Origin of the sequence: Arthrobacter sp. HMSC08H08 (genome assembly GCF_001807575.1) — a bacterium.
GTDB classification, from domain to species: domain Bacteria; phylum Actinomycetota; class Actinomycetes; order Actinomycetales; family Micrococcaceae; genus Pseudoglutamicibacter; species Pseudoglutamicibacter albus.
On record NZ_KV789402.1, the window covers coordinates 14987 to 30814 of the forward strand.

Consider the following 15828-nt stretch of genomic DNA (forward strand, 5'->3'; position numbering starts at 1 on the left):
TGAATAAAAACGACACGCACGCATGACGGCCGCAACATTGCGAACCGTCTCAACATTCAAACTTGATCCGTCAATAACTCGCGCGCATAACTTTCAGCACCATAGAATGACGCGTGTTCCGGAGGCAGCCGGGCGCGAACCACGCGCATACTCCGGGATCTGACGCTTGCTGAGGAGACGCATGCGCACGCGCACTTTCACCACTAAATCTGGTGCCCCGATCTCACGTATGTGGATCATGATTCTGTGTTGGACCACGGTAGCCCTGGAAGGTTTCGACCTCGTAGCGCTCGGCGCCACAACCCCGATCCTCACGAATCCAGCGGCACCGCACGCCGGCCTCACCACCGAGGCGATGACGGTCGTCGCAACCGTCTCACTCGTCGGCGTTGGCGTCGGCGCGGTCGTGATCGGCCCGCTCACATACCGGTGGGGCCGCCGCCGCACACTTTTGGCGTGCGTGGCCCTCTTCAGCATCTTCACGGTCGCTCTACCGCTTATGCCCGCGTGGCAACTCATCGCGCTCTTCCGCTTGATTGCAGGTGTCGGGCTCGGCGCGTCGATGCCGGTAGCGCTGACCCTCATGCAAGAGACCATGGCCAGCGGCCGCCGCGCCCACGCCTCCACCGTGACTATGACCGGCTACCACGCCGGCGCCGTCGCCGCCTCCCTCGTCGCGCTCGCCGTCGGGAACGCATGGGAATGGGTCTTCTACATCGGCGGTGCCCTCGGCTTCGTCGTGATGCCGCTGATCTACCGTTACTTGCCGGACAGCCTCGACGCGGAACCGGTCGAAACTGGCGCCGATGCCAAGCCGGCGGCCGACACGAAGCCGGGGATCGGTGCCCTGTTCACTCACGGCCGGGCACGCTCGACGCTCGCGTTGTGGATCGCGTCCTTCATGGGCTTGCTGCTCGTGTACGGCCTGAACCAGTGGCTACCTAAGATCATGGTTTCGGCAGGCTACCCGGTCGCGGATTCGCTCGTGATGCTGTTCGTGACCAACGTCGGCGCGGTCGTGGGATTGCTGATCGGCGGCGCAACCGCGGACCGCTTCGGTGTCCGCGGAACCAACGCCGTCTGGTTCTTGCTGGCCGCACTGTTCTTGCTTTCGCTCGTGATCCGATTCAACAGCGGGCTTGTACTCAACGGATTCTTGCTCGTCACGGGCATCTTCGTGTTCTCTGCCCAGGTGATGCTCTACGGCTTCGTCGGCTACGTCTACCCGGCACATCTGGTCTCCACCGGCATGGGATTGACCGCCGGGATCGGCCGCTTCGGCGCGATCATCGGCCCAGCCATCACCGGCTGGATGATCTCAACAGGCAACGGCTACCCGGGAGTCTTCATCTTCTATGCCGGTGCCGCGGTTGTTGCGATGATTGCGGTGCTGCTCATCAGGAAACCCGAACAACCCCGGGCTGGCTTGAACTCACGTGAGACAATAACGCGAGAGGATCCAGCGCAGCAATAGCTGCGCATCGAAAGCACAGCGACAAGGGGTACGTCACAGTGTTCGTCAAGATCTGTGGGATCACCACAGCCGAAGACTCACGTCACGCAGTGAGATCCGGTGCGGACGCGGTCGGGATCGTCCACTACGAACCCAGCCCCCGCCACGCAGACCACGAACAATCCCTGCGCGTAGCCGATGCGGCACGCGAAACATTCGCTGAGCACCAACGCCCGGCGCACATCGTGCTGGTTGTTTTCGACACCCCAGCGGTCGCGGCGGCCTGGGATGCGATCGAGATCGGCGCGAACGTGCTGCAACTCCACGGCAACTACAGTTCCGAGGATGTTGCGGCCGCTCGCGACGTTTTCGATAAAGCCCCCGAACTAGGTGCGGAATACGCGCCGCGGCAAGTGTGGTGGGCGACCTCCCTCAAACACCATCCCGAGGTGACCAGCGGGGACAGCGGCGAAGACGTCTTGCTGATCGATGCGGCCGTACCCGGTTCAGGGAGCACATGGGACTTGGCGGCCCTTGAGAACGCGCGGCTGGTTGAACCGTGGCTTCTAGCTGGGGGACTCAACGCCCAGAACGTGGCCCAAGCCATCACTGATGCGCAGCCATGGGGCGTCGATGTGTCCTCCGGCGTGGAATCGGAACGCGGCATCAAGTCGATGAACAAGATCGCCGAGTTCATTCACAACGCCAAGACCGCCCACGCCCGCCTCAACGCAGGCTTCCACGCCGCCCACGCGCCCGAGCACGACGCCGATGACGCGGAGGGCCGCTCATGAGGCCCCGCCGCACCGCGCCTGAGGCTCCACCGAAATCCGCGGTGGTTGTCGACAAGGTCTCTAAGAGTTATGGGGTGGGGGACGCCCGCGCGAAGGCCCTCGACGACATTTCTTTCGAGGTGAGCCCGGGCGAGCTTGTGATGATCACGGGGCCTTCGGGGTCCGGTAAGTCCTCGATCCTGTCCTTGATGGGCGGGCTGCAACGCCCGGATTCTGGCCGCATCCACATCGCTGGCACTAACCTATTTGGCTTGACCCGCACGCAGGCGGCACGCTTGCGGCGCAGGGCGATCGGCTTCGTGTTCCAGGACCACAACCTCATCGACATTCTCACAGCGGCAGAGAACGTCGCATTGCCGCTCGAATTGGATGGTGTGCGGCCGCGTGCCGCGCGGGCCGCCGCGCTGGAAACCCTCGATGCGGTGGGGCTTAAAGACGCCGCAGACCGGTGGGTCATGGAGTTACCTGCCGGGTATCAGCAACGGGTCGCTATTGCGCGCGCGATCGTCGGTGAGAAGTACGTGGTCCTCGCGGATGAGCCGACCGGTGCGCTCGATCAGGCGGCCGGCCTTGAAACGATGAAGCTGTTGCGTTTGCAAGCGGACGCGGGCTCCGCGGTGATTGTGGTGACGCACGAGCCCGAGACCCTGCCGTGGGGTGACCGGGTCATCGAACTGAGCGACGGCAAGATCGTTTCTGACGCGACGGTCGCGGCACGTTCCGCTGAAGCGTTGCTGAAACTCGAAACGGGCGCTATCAACCTTGATGCTCCGCTGGGTGGGGCCGAGTGAAACACAGAGCGTCCGGCCCGTTGACGGAACCCAACCAGCGGCACAGTTTCCGTTACACGCCGTGGCGGTTGGCGATGCGCATCATCCGCACCAATCCGATGCGGCACGGGATCATCGCATTGATCGTCGCTGTTCCCGTGTTCCTTGTGGGCACCATCGGGACCCTGTTTTATTCCTCGGGTAAGCCTTCTCCGACTGAGTACGCCAACCGGTTGCTGACCGGTTTCGATGGGGTCCTCATCGACCCATCGGATCCCACGTTCAGCCTCGCGCAGTCCATGACGAGCAACAGCACCGCCGGCAACAGCGGCGCTGATTCGGCCGCGGGCGCATCGGGTCCCGCCGCAACGGATTCGGGCGTCACAGACTCCGGGGCAGCGGGCTCTGAGGAAGATCCGGCGTCCACATTCCCAGCACCTGCTAACCCGAACATCCGGTTGGATGCGCAGAAGCTCGCGGACATGGGCATCGACGTGGGGCAGGCCGATCACGAGGCCGGCCAGCACACGCTGTGCGGGAAGCCGCCGTGTGAGCTCGGTAGGGTCATCCCGCCGGGCGTGTCCGTGACGACCGTTGAGACGGTCACGGTGGATTTGCTGGGGTTGGGCCAGCATTCGACGGTCCAGACCGTGATCGCGGACTTCAACAACCCTAAACTCACCGGCGAGGACGCCCGTTTCGCTCTGTTGAACGGCAAGGTAGCTGACTCGGGTGCGGATGAGGTCATGGTGACCCCGCAACTGGCGAGGCTTTTGGAGCAGGCGCGCGAGCGTGCCGAGGCGCGCGGTAAGAGCACCACGGCCGCAGGTCAGGTGGGGATCCTCGGTCCGGGCGGTACCGGCCAGGACGGGACGTATCAGACGTTCAAGATCACCGGCGAGGTTGTGGACAATACGGAGGGCTGGCCGCAGCTGTCTAATATTTTGCGGCTGGAACCGAATTCGGAGCCGATCCTGTTTGTTCAGGAAGGTAGCCCGATCGCGAAGCAGCTTTCCGGTAAGGGTACCCAGCGCCTGTATTTGAGCGGTGATGTGCCGGATACGTACGCGCAGTTCCTCGCTTTTGATCGCGCAGGTGTTCCGGCTTTGTTCCGCCCCGTCGTGGATGAATACGGGCATGCGACGAACAAGAAAACCATCGACCTTCTCTACCCGTTCACGAGCATGTCGGACACGGACCGCGCTTTGCCGGTGGGGATCTTGGCGATTGTCGCCTTCGGTGAGGCGATCCTGTTGAGCGGTTTCGCGTTGACGATCTCCGCCCGCCGGCAGGGTGCGTTGCTTCGCAAGCTGTCCACGATGGGCGCTGAGCCTGCCGTGTTGCGTCGCGTGGTGCTTTTGGTGGGCCTCACGTGTGGCGCTGCGGGCTCGTTGCTGGGTGGCGCGCTGGGCGCGCTCGCGGGACGGATCTGGATCGGTTTGGCACAGGCCCGGCACGTTCCAACGTACGGGCTGCACATTCCGTGGGAGGCCATCTTCTTCGCGGCGGCGTTGGCTTTGTTGGCGGCGTGGGTGACCTCGTGGTGGGTTGGTGTGCGGGCTTCGCGCCGCGCACTTGATGTGGCTCCGGCCGTCGAGGTTGAGACGGTGCATCCGGTGCGTTCGATGTATCAGTGGGTCGGCTGGACGCTTGTGACCATCGGCCTGATCGGTTCGATCGCGTTGACGATTCACGGGATGTCGATCGAGACGGAAGAGCAGCTCAAGACCGCGCAGGCTCTGCTGGGTGGGGGCCAGGTACTGGCGTTGTTCTTCATGCTCGCTGGCGTCATGTTTTTGCTTCCGCTGGTGGCGAGCTCCTTCTCTAAGTGGGACCGATATTTGCCGTTCGCGCTGCGTTTCTCGGTGCGTGACATCAGCCGCCGCCGAGGGCGTTCGGTACCCGTTTTGGCTGTGGTTGTTTCGATCACGGTGGTGGGCGTGTACGGGATCATGTTGCTTGCGGTGACCAAGGCATCGCTGGTTGCGCCGTCGGCGGACGCTCTGGCTCCGGATGAACGTACCGGCTGGATCGTGGTGGATGACCGCACGACGTTGGAACGTAAGGCGCTCACTCAAGGCCAGATTGAGGACCGCGAGATCACGGTTGAGGAATTAGCTGCTAACGAGGGCATCTATGCTGGTGGCGCGGCCGGTGTCCACACCAAGATCGCTGAAATCATGCAGATCCCTGGCGCTCCGCAGGCTGAACGAGGCTGGGAGGTTTATCAGCCGATGCCTACCTGCGCCACGCAGTTCTCGAGCTCGTGTACTGAGCTGTACCCGATGTATCCGGTGGGTAGCTTATGCAGTTTGCCGGTCCCTACGAACACGACGTTGGAAGGCCGGGTGGATGCTTTGTCGAACGAGATAGCCAAGCTGACCCGGCAACAGAAGACTAAGTGTGGTGGTGCGGCCTCCGGGGTGATCCCTGAGATTGACCTGCAATATCCGACGCAGACGGTTGTGGTGGTGGACCCTGAACGCCCGGAGACGATGCCGAGTTCGCTGTGGGGCGAAGACGAGGACGCCGAGCGGGCGTTGAGGGAGGGGCAAGCGTTGGTCTTTGACCCTCAATACCTCGCCGCTGACGGTACCGTACGGTTGGGCGAGTTCAGTATGAACCCGGCCGATGAGGGCATCAGCATCGGTAAGGGCGCAGACCCCGACGTCGGCGTTAGTTCGCTCAATGTTCGGTGGCCGCTGTGGGCTCCGTTGACTGAGCGGCGCTTGCAGGCCGAGGTGTATCAGCCCAAGAGCATGGGCGCCCACCCGATTGTTGTGGTGCCGTCCACAGCGCTTGAGGGGACCAAGCAGCGGATGGGCTTAGGTGGCTTGCTGGTCAAGTTCAATGAGCCGATCACGGACTCACAGACGCAGCTGGTCAACGAGGAACTGACGACCTCGAACCTGCAGATGGATACGAACGCGAACCTGGAGCCGGTGGCTGACCCGTTCACGTGGCCGGTCACAGGTGGCGCGGCTCTCATGATCATCACGGTCGCATCCTTGGCGGCCGGGATCGGGATCACCGACGCCCGCCGTGAACAACTCTTGGTCATGGTCATGGGGGCCACGGGTTCGCTACGCCGCAGGTTCTCCGCGATTCAAGCGTTCGTGCTCTCGACCCTGGGGGTGGTGCTCGGTATCGCGGTGGCTCTGCCTCCGCTGATCGGTTACGGCCTCGTTGACCTATACACGTTCACGTGGATCCCGTGGACGCAACTGGTCGCCCTGTTGCTCGCTGTCCCCGTGGGATCCACGCTGGTCGCGTGGATCATGGTCCCACGGTTGCCGCTACAACACGTCTAAACGTCTGTCGTCAGGGGCGTGGTGGGGCGGGTGCTAGCCGCTTGACGTTACGGGCGTGGCGGGCGCGGGGGCTGCGGTGGCTGGCCACCCAGCGAGCCGGCGTCGGGAGCGCCAGCATCGGGAGAACCTGCGTTCGGTGTGGAGGTGCCAGGGGTCTTCGGTGCGCCCTTGCCTGCGTCCCCTCGCGCATCTGGTCCCGCATCCTTGCGCGCGGGATCCTTCACCGAGCCCTTAGCCGCATCGTTCCGCGCCGCATCGTTGTTGGTCGCGACGGTCTTCTGTTCGGCCTTCTTCCCTGCACCGTTCTTCTCAGCCTCAGCGTTGCGCACGGAACCGGCCTTGCGGTCAGCGTCCTTACGTTCCGCATCCTTCGTGTCAGCGGATGGCTTAGCGGAGGTGGAGAGTTCGGCGGCTTGGGTCATCGACGGAACACTGCCGTCGGCAGGCAAGAGGTTTCCGGAACGCAGGATCAGCGGGCCGAACAGCGTGAACATGACAACGCCAATCAGTCCAGCCCACGGAAGAATCGCGGGCAACGCGAACCACAACAGAACAGGGATCAGGATCAGCAAGCCACCGAAGAGCCAGTGGATCCGCATACCGTACAGGGTCGCATCGGGGAGAGCGGCAGCGGCCCAGCCAACCATCGCGGCGGCGAAGAACGCTTCCGGGATTTTAGTGGCCATCGCCATCGCGGCCAAAACACACACCACAGGGATCGCGGCGTTAGCGAGCGCGAGCCCACGCAACGGGTTCTCGCTAGGAAGCCACGCAGGGCCACCCAAGAGCTTCAGCAGCGCCCACGTGATCGGCTGAGCCACCACGGCGCCAACCAGCAACGCGATCTGACCAGTGATAGGGGAGCCCCACTGGAACAAGGCGGCGGCAACACCCCACCACGCAGCCAAAACGAGGAAAGAAATACCGCCTCCGCGCATCACGGCGCGGGCCTGCCGCTGCGCGGGTTCTAACGTGAAAGCACCTGTGTGAGTGGGTTTTGTGGGGAGAGCTTGTTCCTTGATCATGTCTCCAACCTACCGCGTGGGATGATGGAGACACCATGAGCACTTCCAAGAAACCCTCGCAGAAGCATCCGCAGTCCGCTCCATCCAAGCGTCAGCGTCCGCAGGTTCGACCAACTGCGGAGGGCTGGAAGCAGCCGATGGGCCCCGACGGCCGCCCGACACTCCAGTTCACGCAACGGCCACGTGTCAAGCAGCCGCCGCAGCATCTTGCCGACATGACGCTTGCCGAGCGGCAAGAGAAGATGAAGGAACTTGGCCTGCCGGCGTTCCGAGCCAAGCAGATTTCCACACACTACTTCCAGCACTACACGGACCAGACGGAAGAGATGACGGACCTTCCGAAGGATAAGCGTGAAGCAATCGGGGAGGCGTTCTTCCCGTCGTTATTGACCGAGGTCCGCAGGCTCGTGACGGATGACGGGGCGACCATCAAGTTCTTGTGGCGGCTCTTCGACGGCGCCCTCGTTGAGTCCGTGTTGATGCGGTACCCGAACCGCATCACGCTGTGCATCTCATCCCAGTGCGGTTGCGGCATGAACTGCCCTTTCTGTGCGACGGGCCAGAACGGGCTGACCCGCAACATGTCTACCGCCGAGATCATCGATCAGATCGTGAAAGCCAACCGCGTGATCGCTGAGGGTGGGCTCGGTAAGATCCGCGGCGACGACCAGCCGCCAGCCCGCGTGAACAACATCGTCTTCATGGGGATGGGGGAGCCGCTGGCTAACTACAAGCGCGTCATGAACGCGGTGCACCGCATGATCGCCGATGCGCCGGAAGGGCTCGGGATGTCCGCCCGCGGCATCACGATCTCCACCGTGGGTTTGGAACCGGGGATCCGCAAGCTCGCCGCAGAGAACCTGCAGGTGCGTTTCGCGTTGTCCCTGCACGCCCCAGACGATGACCTGCGTGATGACCTGATCCCGGTGAACTCCCGCTGGAAGGTCGATGAGGTCCTGGATGCCGCCTACAACTATTTCGAGACCACGGGCCGCCGCGTTTCGATCGAATACGCGTTGATCAAAGACATGAACGATCACGGCTGGCGTGCCGACCTGCTCGCCAAGAAGCTCAACGAGCGCGGCCGCGGCTGGGCGCACGTGAACCCGATCCCGCTCAACCCCACCCCAGGCTCGATCTGGACGTCCTCAACAAAGGAAGTCACCCGCGAATTCATCCAGCGCCTCGAGGCCGCCGGAATCCCGACCACATTGCGTGACACTCGCGGTAAAGAGATCGACGGCGCATGCGGCCAGCTGGCCGCCGCGGAATAGCGGGCCGCGCGTCCCGGTTGTATAGCGGGAGACGATATATCGATCACGTAAGGAGCCAACCCATGGCGACGTTCGAATTGACTGGCGAGAAATTCCAGGAGACGGTTCAGGCTGAAGGCATCACGATCGTCGATTTCTGGGCTGAATGGTGCGGGCCGTGCAAGCAGTTCGCCCCGATCTTCGAGGCCACGTCTGAGAAGCACCCGGATGTTCGTTTCGCGAAGGTAGACACCGAGGCCGAGCAGGGGCTGGCTGCAGCCGCTCAGATCACGTCGATCCCAACGCTCATGGTGTTCCGTGACGGGATCCTCGTATTCCGTCAGGCAGGCGCACTGCCAGCTGCAGCGCTGGAGGACATCCTGGGTCAGGTCAAGGAACTCGACATGGACGAGGTGCGGCGCAAGATCGCCGAAGAGGAAGCCCAAGCTGATTCCGCAGAGTAGATCTAGAGTAGATCTGCCTTGTAGCGGGTTGAGCGGCGCCGTGCGCGCGAGCGCCCGCGCGCACTCGCTCAAACGTTGAAGGCTTAAATGACGAAGGCCCCGGCCGATTCTTTCGGCTGGGGCCTTCTGCGTCATCACTCGCACCCTTGAGGTGTCTACGACACTACCTGCGTATCCTGGTGAGATCCTTGAGCACTCCAGGGTAAACCTGTAAAAGTACCTGTGAGAATCCTGGGAGTCGATGCTTTCGGTGCCCGGCAGCGTTGGGTTAGACGCGTTGCGAGACCCAGTCGACCAGTTGGTCCGCTAGGCCGGTGTAGGTCTGCGGGGTCAGGTTCAGGAGGCGTTCCTCCGCATCGGCGCTCAGGCCGAGGCTCTTGACGAATTCGCGCATGCGTTCGCCGTCTACGCGGTGGCCGCGGGTGAGGTCTTTGAGGCGTTCGTATGGGTTGTCCATGCCTTCGACCCCCGCGATCGCTTCGGCGCGCATCACGGTCTGTACTGCTTCGCCGAGGACTTCCCAGTTCTCATCGAGGTCAGCGGCGATCACGTCCACTGCGGTGTCGAGGCGTTCGAGGCCCTTGGACACGTTGCTGATGGCAAGTAGCGAGTGGCCGATTGCGGTGCCGATGTTGCGTTGGCTCGAGGAGTCTGTCAGGTCGCGCTGCCAGCGGGACTGCACGAGTGTTGAGGCAAGCGTGTTGAGCAGCCCGTTGGAGATTTCGAGGTTGGCTTCTGCGTTCTCGAAGCGGATCGGGTTGATCTTGTGCGGCATTGTGGATGAGCCGGTTGCGCCTTCAACGGGGATCTGCTGGAAGAACCGGATGGAGATGTAGCTCCAGATGTCGGTGCAGAGGTTGTGCAGAATCTGGTTGAAGCGTGCGATGTCGGAGTACAGTTCCGCTTGCCAGTCGTGGTTTTCGATCTGGGTTGTGAGCGGGTTCCAGCTCAGCCCGAGGCCTTCGACGAAGCCGCGGGAGATGGACTGCCAGTCCACTGCTGGTGCGGCGGCGAGGTGTGCCGCGTAGGTTCCGGTGGCGCCGTTGATTTTGCCGAGGTATTCGGTGTTCTGGATGCGGCGCAGCTGGCGGGCGAGGCGGTAGGCGAAGACCGCGATCTCCTTGCCGAGGGTGGACGGGGTGGCTGGCTGGCCGTGGGTGCGTGAGAGCATCGGCGTTTCTCGGTCAGCTTCTGCCATCTCGGACAGCTGGTTCACCAGGTCCCACGCGGCTGGCAGCCAGACGTCTTGGATCGCGTCGCGGATGCCGAGCGCGTAGGAGAGGTTGTTGATGTCTTCTGAGGTGCATGCGAAGTGCACGAGCGCTTTGAGGTGTTCGAGGCCGAGGGCTTCCAGGCGGCGGCCGATGTAGTATTCGACGGCTTTGACGTCGTGTACGGTGACGGCTTCGATTTCTGCGAGTTCAGTAACGGAATCGGTGTTGAAGTCGGTCACGATGGCGCGCAGGCCGGACTTCTGTTCGTCCGTGAGTGGTTTGAGGCCGGGTAGGACGCTGTTTTCGCACAGGTAGATGAACCATTCGACTTCTACGTGGATGCGGTTGCGGTTCAGTGCGGCCTCGGACAAGTGGTCGATGAGGCCGGCGACTGCGGAACGGTAGCGGCCGTCGAGGGAGCCGAGGGCGAGTGTGGATTCGGACAAGGAAACACGAGAGGCAGACATGCCCCTATTGTCCCATGACTCGCCCCAGCGCGGGGTTTCGTTGCCCACAAGCACCTCAAGCAGAGCATCTTATCCACAAGCCCTCCCGGGGGAGGGTGCAGGTTTCTACCGTTGAGGAAACGCTACGAAAACGGGAGGAGGCCGTGATGCATGCGTTGAACGATCTGCGTATCAGCGTTGAGTGTTATATCCACATGTTGTATGGCATGGAGTCTGATGTCACAGCGGCTCATGCGGCTGTGAATCGGTGTCAGATTCCGGATTGGAAAGGGAAAGCTAAGCACCGCTACGAATCGGCACGAGATGAGGCATCGCTCATCATGCACGGTGCTGGAGCGTCCTTGAAGGATGTGCAGGCTTGTGCAGCGGCAGCTTTAGCGGCCATCAACGAGCAGCGCATCAGGTTGGGAATCGGGCTAGACCTGACGGGGGTGCAGTGACGGTGGTTGTGGCGAGTGGTTTGACCGTGGGTAATGGCCCCGGTGGTAACGACGCAGGCGGCAACGGTGCCGGTAGGGACCACGGGATGCAGGTGTTTGGCGGTGGTCACTCGATAGAGGTTGTGAGCGGTTCACTCAAACTAGCTGCCGGCGAGATGCGAGCCTATCAACCAGATTGGGGGCGTTTGAGCAGGGCGTGCTCAGACGTGCCGGAGGGGAACGGCCTGCAGGGGGACGAGTATCTTGAGATCTTTCGCGCGTTGCAACAGGTTAGAGAGGCGGCACGCAAGGCTTCTGAACAGATGATGCATTCCTCTGCTAGCGTCGACAAACTTGAACAGAGCCTGAGTCGCGCGGCAGAGAATTATGAGCAAGCTGAATCGCAGAACCTGTCCACGATCGGGTACGCGGATACGGACGCATCAGTGGGGGCTGTCCTCAATATGATGCAGGCGATGCCGGAGTGGAGAGAGGAAATGGCGATTTTAGCTTTCACCATTTACTCACCCGGGTTGCTCGGCATGAAGCTGCGAAACGAAATGAATGCGGCTGAGCTGAAAAAAGTCGGTGCTAGGACTGTCAGAACTCTGTTCTCCGTGTTGTTCGATTTCGCCCCGAACATTGTGGTGGCAGGAAAAGAAGAGGTATCAACTATGCGTACGGATGCTACGAAACTCACCACATGGATTGAACACCAACAACTGGCAGGGGAGGAGCGCGGCGCCATTGTGGTGAGTAAGGCTGTGACTTCGTCCGGGGAACACAGGTGGATTGTCACGATTCCAGGAACCAACATGTCCGGGGGCTCAACGTGGGGATTGCGACGTATGGCTCAAGCATTCGACAACAACACCGACGACGTGCGCAACGCAGTCGAAGCAGCCCTCAAAGAAGCTGGCGCGATGCCGGGGGACGGCGTGTATCTGAATGGCCATTCGCAAGGTGGGACGCATTCCTTGAACCTGGCGCACGACCAAGAGTTCAAAGAACAGTACAAGCTCAAAGGAACGTTTACGGCGGGCGCCCCTCACGGGGATGACGATCCGCCAACGGATGCGCCGCAATTGATGCTGATCGACCCTGATGATGCGATTCCAGCACTCGGGGCAACTGCCCCGCTCAAAGTCTCACCGAATCGCGTTGCCGTGTTCTCTAAGAGTAGGGATCGGGTCGCATCCAGCAAACCTGACCTGCTCGGTTCAGACCACGGCTCCCATAACTATCTCGACCATGCCCGGGTGGCCGATGGAGTCCAAGACACCGCACTCTCGGACATTAAGAAGCAGATGGAACTCGATGATCTGAAGATCACCGAAACCTACCGCTTCAAAACCTCCAACGGCTCAAAGGTTCGATTACCTCCTATAATCCCGCCACCCACAGTCTTGCGGCCGCTCCGTATACGCTTCTGAACCGGGTGCAGGTCAGGCTCCCAGGCGGAGCGCGCGCATCGTCAAACCGATGAGTGCGGACACGATCGAGACGATGAGCGCACCCAGGATGCCGTCCCAGAAGAACGAGTCAATCGAGAACACGATCAGGCCCGTGAGGTTGGAAAGCCACGCCGTGAGCTCAAACAACAGCGCGTTGACCACGAGCGCGAAAAGACCCAACGTCAAGCAATAGAGCGGAATCGAAATAATCCGAATGAACTTCCCCAAAGCCGCGTTGACAACGCCGAACAACGCTCCCGCGAAAAGATAGGAGGCCATCACAGAACCCGAATGATCCGAACCATTAACAGGGCCGATGTGGATACCGCTGACGATAGAAGCCGCCGCAGCAAGCGCAAGCGCGTTGACGATAGCACTAATCAAGAGACGCATAGATACAGCATCCCACGCTGCCCTCAACAGATCCTCAACCCCGAGTATGAATCGAGGCAAAATTCAAGCGAAACTCATAGACAAGCTGGCATCGCCACGAGAAGAAAGCGACGCATCATACGAAGCAGGCCGGATACGAACAGCAATGTGTCCAGCCTCACAAACTTAAGGTGCGCGAACGTCCGTAGAAGGAATACCCTAGCGATATGTCTGATGTCACAGAAAACGCCGCAACCCCCGCACCGCGCCCCGTGATCGGCCGCCTACCCGCATATAAAGCGGGCAAACCGCCCGTGGTGATCCCGGGACTTCAGCCCTATAAGCTCTCCTCCAACGAGAACCCGGGCACCCCGGTCCCCTCCGTAGCCCACGCCATCAAGGCTTATGAGGACTACAACCGCTACCCGGACCCGCTCTCCACCAAGCTACGCAACCGGCTCGCAGAACACTTCGACATCCCAGCCGAGGACATCGTCACCGGAACCGGATCGCTTGGCGCTCTGACCCAAATCATCAACGCCTTCGCCGGAACCAACGAAGACGGCACAGGGGACGAAGTCATCTACCCGTGGCGATCCTTCGAGGCGTACCCGATCATCGTGGAAACCGCAGGCGCCACCTCGGTGCAGGTTCCCCTGACCGAAGACCACCGCATCGACCTCGATGCGATGGTGGAGGCCGTCACGGAAAACACATCCGTCATGATCCTCTGCACCCCCAACAACCCGACCGGCCCCGTGCTGCGCACCGCCGAAGTCGAAGACCTACTGAGCAAGGTCCCAACCAACGTCCTCGTCGTGATCGATGAGGCCTACCTCGAATACCTGCGCGACGATGAAGCCGTCAACGGGCTTGAGCTATACCGCAAGCACCCCAACGTGGTCGCGCTCCGCACCTTCTCCAAAGCGCACTCGCTTGCCAACCTGCGCGTCGGATACTCGGTATCCCAGCCGCACATCACCCAATACCTGCGCAAGGTCGCAGTACCTTTCGGTGTCTCCTCCGTGGCAGAAGCCGCCGCAGTCGCCTCGCTCGATGCGATTGACGAAGTGCTCGAACGCGTCGAAGAGACCGTGCAGGAACGCAATAAGGTCGTCGCTGCGCTGACGGAGCAAGGTTGGAAGATCCCAGAGACCCACGCGAACTTCGTTTGGCTCCCACTCGGTGAACGCGCCACACAGTTCGCAGAAGCCGCCGGGCAGAAGGCCCTCTCGGTTCGTGCCTTTGAAGGCGAAGGCGTACGCGTCTCGATCGGAGAACCCGAAGCAAATGCACGCTTTATCGAGCTGTGCGCGGAATTCATCGAAGGCAACGCAGGGTTGAAAGATGACAGCTCGGCAAGCAACTAACCCCTGAATATTCCAGTTTCGGAATAGCTAGGGTTGCAAAGTAAATAGCGCATCGGGCCGCAGAATCTCGCGATTTCTGCGGCCCGATGCGCTTTCTTTAACGTCCCGGAGGCATGTAGGCTCACAAAGAGTAGATAACCAGAAAACATCCATTCCAGAAGTGGAATATAAATGATCGTGGCGCGGACACAGCTTCTAGAAACACTCAGCTGATCCCGTTCACGTGAGGAGCGGCATGAAGGTCACCCCTGCGAACAGCGGGCCAGATTCTCGCCAGCTAATGCAACAGGTTCTGAACTTTGAACCCGTGCAGATGTTGGATGCAGAAGGCCGGCGGATCGCCAACCCTGATTGGGACCACTGGGTCACAGACCTCACGGTCGAGGACTATCAGGAGTTCTATCGCGACATGGTCATCGCCCGCCGCGTGGATCAGGAAGGCTCGATCCTGCAGCGCCAAGGCGAGCTTGTGTTGTGGGTCCCGTTGCAGGGACAAGAGGCTGCACAGATAGGGGCGATCAGCGCCGCACGCGCCAGCGACTTCGTTTTCCCGACGTACCGCGAACACGCCATGGCACTGGCACGCGATGTGAGCATCCGGGATCTCTTCCAGCTTTTCCGCGGCGAAGGCCACTCCGGCTGGGACCCACAAGCCCATCATTTCCAGGTCTATACCCTCGTGCTCGCCGCACAGACCCTGCACGCGACCGGTTACGCGATGGGTATTCAACGTGACCAGAGCGGCTGGGATCCGGCGAAGCTCGCTCAAGACGGTGAGGCCGTCATCGCGTGCTTCGGCGACGGCTCCTCATCTGAGGGTGACGTTCACGAATCCATGGTTTTCGCGGCAAGCAACCAGTCGCCCGTCGTGTTCTTTTGCCAAAACAACCGGTGGGCTATCTCGGTCCCGTTCGAAACCCAGTCCAGGGTGCCGCTCGCGCAACGTGCCGCAGGCTACGGCTTCCCGAGCATTCGCGTTGACGGTAACGATGTGCTTGCGGTGTATGCGGTGACTCACTGGGCGCTCGAGCACGCCCGCAGCGGCCACGGTCCGGTGCTGATCGAGGCTGAAACCTACCGGCTCGGCGCGCACACCACCGCTGATGACCCGACCAAATACCGCGGCCGGCCAGAGGAAGAGAGCTGGGCTCCGCGCGATCCGCTCGTGCGTGCGCGCACGTTCCTCAAAGAGTGCGGGGTCGAGGACTCCTTCTTCGACGAGGTCGAGCAGCAAGCAGCAGCCCGCGCGGCCGAAGTCCGCGAAGCCGTCATGAGCCTCGGTGGCGCCACACTGGATGAACAGTTCGACCACGTCTATGCGCACCCACACCCGCTCGTGGAGCAAGAGCGGGCCGAACATCGGGCGTTCATGGACTCTTTTGAAGACAACGGGTGTGAAGCCGCCGAGCAACCTGACGGTAGTAACCGAGCAGGCCACGGGAAGGGGGAGCGAGCGTGAGCA

Annotated in this window: 13 protein-coding genes; 10 read left to right on the top strand and 3 right to left on the bottom strand. The window is 61.5% G+C overall.

The features are described 5' to 3' along the window. Window positions 1–181: 181 nt before the first annotated feature. From HMPREF3175_RS07480 to HMPREF3175_RS07495, 4 genes are read left to right on the top strand one after another with little or no spacing between them, the layout of a single operon-like run. Window positions 182–1474 (top strand): MFS transporter, encoded by a 1293-nt coding sequence (locus HMPREF3175_RS07480; protein WP_232219280.1) that lies wholly within the window; start codon window positions 182–184, stop codon window positions 1472–1474. 38 nt (window positions 1475–1512) lie between these two features. Further along, on the top strand, window positions 1513–2247 hold the full coding sequence (locus HMPREF3175_RS07485; protein ID WP_052048448.1) for a phosphoribosylanthranilate isomerase: 735 nt from the start codon (window positions 1513–1515) through the stop codon (window positions 2245–2247). Beyond that, complete coding sequence (locus tag HMPREF3175_RS07490; RefSeq protein WP_052048449.1) at window positions 2244–3038, top strand: ABC transporter ATP-binding protein; 795 nt, start codon at window positions 2244–2246, stop codon at window positions 3036–3038. Before HMPREF3175_RS07485 ends, HMPREF3175_RS07490 begins: the two co-directional genes overlap by 4 nt. Next, complete coding sequence (locus HMPREF3175_RS07495) at window positions 3035–6328, top strand: ABC transporter permease family protein (protein WP_141742502.1); 3294 nt, start codon at window positions 3035–3037, stop codon at window positions 6326–6328. Before HMPREF3175_RS07490 ends, HMPREF3175_RS07495 begins: the two co-directional genes overlap by 4 nt. Window positions 6329–6375: 47 nt before the next feature. Here the strand turns inward: HMPREF3175_RS07495 and HMPREF3175_RS07500 are convergent, their stop codons facing one another. Further along, window positions 6376–7353 carry a DUF7010 family protein gene (locus tag HMPREF3175_RS07500; protein WP_035756163.1) on the bottom strand — a complete coding sequence of 326 codons (978 nt, stop codon included), beginning with the start codon at window positions 7351–7353 and terminating at the stop codon, window positions 6376–6378. Between the two features lie 35 nt (window positions 7354–7388). On the opposite strand from HMPREF3175_RS07500, the gene rlmN reads away from it, so the two are divergent. Next, on the top strand, window positions 7389–8627 hold the full coding sequence (gene rlmN / locus HMPREF3175_RS07505) for a dual-specificity RNA methyltransferase RlmN (RefSeq protein ID WP_035756164.1): 1239 nt from the start codon (window positions 7389–7391) through the stop codon (window positions 8625–8627). 62 nt (window positions 8628–8689) lie between these two features. Then, window positions 8690–9070 (top strand): thioredoxin, encoded by a 381-nt coding sequence (trxA, locus tag HMPREF3175_RS07510; RefSeq protein ID WP_070491612.1) that lies wholly within the window; start codon window positions 8690–8692, stop codon window positions 9068–9070. A gap of 268 nt (window positions 9071–9338) precedes the next feature. Here trxA and purB read toward each other — a convergent pair whose 3' ends face one another. After that, window positions 9339–10751, bottom strand: coding sequence for an adenylosuccinate lyase (gene purB, locus HMPREF3175_RS07515; RefSeq protein ID WP_070491614.1), 1413 nt, complete (start codon window positions 10749–10751; stop codon window positions 9339–9341). A gap of 146 nt (window positions 10752–10897) precedes the next feature. On the opposite strand from purB, the gene HMPREF3175_RS07520 reads away from it, so the two are divergent. Both HMPREF3175_RS07520 and HMPREF3175_RS07525 read left to right on the top strand, forming a co-directional pair. After that, entirely contained in the window at window positions 10898–11191 is a 294-nt protein-coding gene (locus HMPREF3175_RS07520) for a hypothetical protein (protein ID WP_035756384.1), read from the top strand. Continuing rightward, complete coding sequence (locus tag HMPREF3175_RS07525; RefSeq protein WP_070491616.1) at window positions 11188–12603, top strand: alpha/beta hydrolase family protein; 1416 nt, start codon at window positions 11188–11190, stop codon at window positions 12601–12603. The genes HMPREF3175_RS07520 and HMPREF3175_RS07525 overlap by 4 nt, the downstream gene beginning before the upstream one ends. A 12-nt stretch (window positions 12604–12615) precedes the next feature. Here HMPREF3175_RS07525 and HMPREF3175_RS07530 read toward each other — a convergent pair whose 3' ends face one another. Continuing rightward, window positions 12616–13017, bottom strand: a complete 402-nt coding sequence (locus HMPREF3175_RS07530; RefSeq protein WP_035756387.1) for a phage holin family protein — start codon at window positions 13015–13017, stop codon at window positions 12616–12618. Window positions 13018–13223: 206 nt separating this feature from the next. On the opposite strand from HMPREF3175_RS07530, the gene HMPREF3175_RS07535 reads away from it, so the two are divergent. Then, a complete protein-coding gene (locus HMPREF3175_RS07535; RefSeq protein WP_070491617.1) occupies window positions 13224–14366 on the top strand; it encodes a histidinol-phosphate transaminase in 1143 nt (380 codons plus the stop codon). A gap of 235 nt (window positions 14367–14601) precedes the next feature. Continuing rightward, window positions 14602–15825, top strand: a complete 1224-nt coding sequence (locus HMPREF3175_RS07540) for a thiamine pyrophosphate-dependent enzyme (RefSeq protein ID WP_256276328.1) — start codon at window positions 14602–14604, stop codon at window positions 15823–15825. Window positions 15826–15828: the final 3 nt, after the last annotated feature.

Bases quoted from the DNA above. Each gene is read 5' to 3' on its own strand.
- HMPREF3175_RS07520 (WP_035756384.1), top strand. From the start codon at position 10,898: ATGCATGCGTTGAACGATCTGCGTATCAGCGTTGAGTGTTATATCCAC.
- HMPREF3175_RS07480 (WP_232219280.1), top strand. From the start codon at position 182: ATGCGCACGCGCACTTTCACCACTAAATCTGGTGCCCCGATCTCACGT.
- purB (WP_070491614.1), bottom strand. From the start codon at position 10,751: ATGTCTGCCTCTCGTGTTTCCTTGTCCGAATCCACACTCGCCCTCGGC.
- HMPREF3175_RS07500 (WP_035756163.1), bottom strand. From the start codon at position 7,353: ATGATCAAGGAACAAGCTCTCCCCACAAAACCCACTCACACAGGTGCT.
- rlmN (WP_035756164.1), top strand. From the start codon at position 7,389: ATGAGCACTTCCAAGAAACCCTCGCAGAAGCATCCGCAGTCCGCTCCA.
- trxA (WP_070491612.1), top strand. From the start codon at position 8,690: ATGGCGACGTTCGAATTGACTGGCGAGAAATTCCAGGAGACGGTTCAG.
- HMPREF3175_RS07540 (WP_256276328.1), top strand. From the start codon at position 14,602: ATGAAGGTCACCCCTGCGAACAGCGGGCCAGATTCTCGCCAGCTAATG.
- HMPREF3175_RS07490 (WP_052048449.1), top strand. From the start codon at position 2,244: ATGAGGCCCCGCCGCACCGCGCCTGAGGCTCCACCGAAATCCGCGGTG.
- HMPREF3175_RS07530 (WP_035756387.1), bottom strand. From the start codon at position 13,017: ATGCGTCTCTTGATTAGTGCTATCGTCAACGCGCTTGCGCTTGCTGCG.
- HMPREF3175_RS07535 (WP_070491617.1), top strand. From the start codon at position 13,224: ATGTCTGATGTCACAGAAAACGCCGCAACCCCCGCACCGCGCCCCGTG.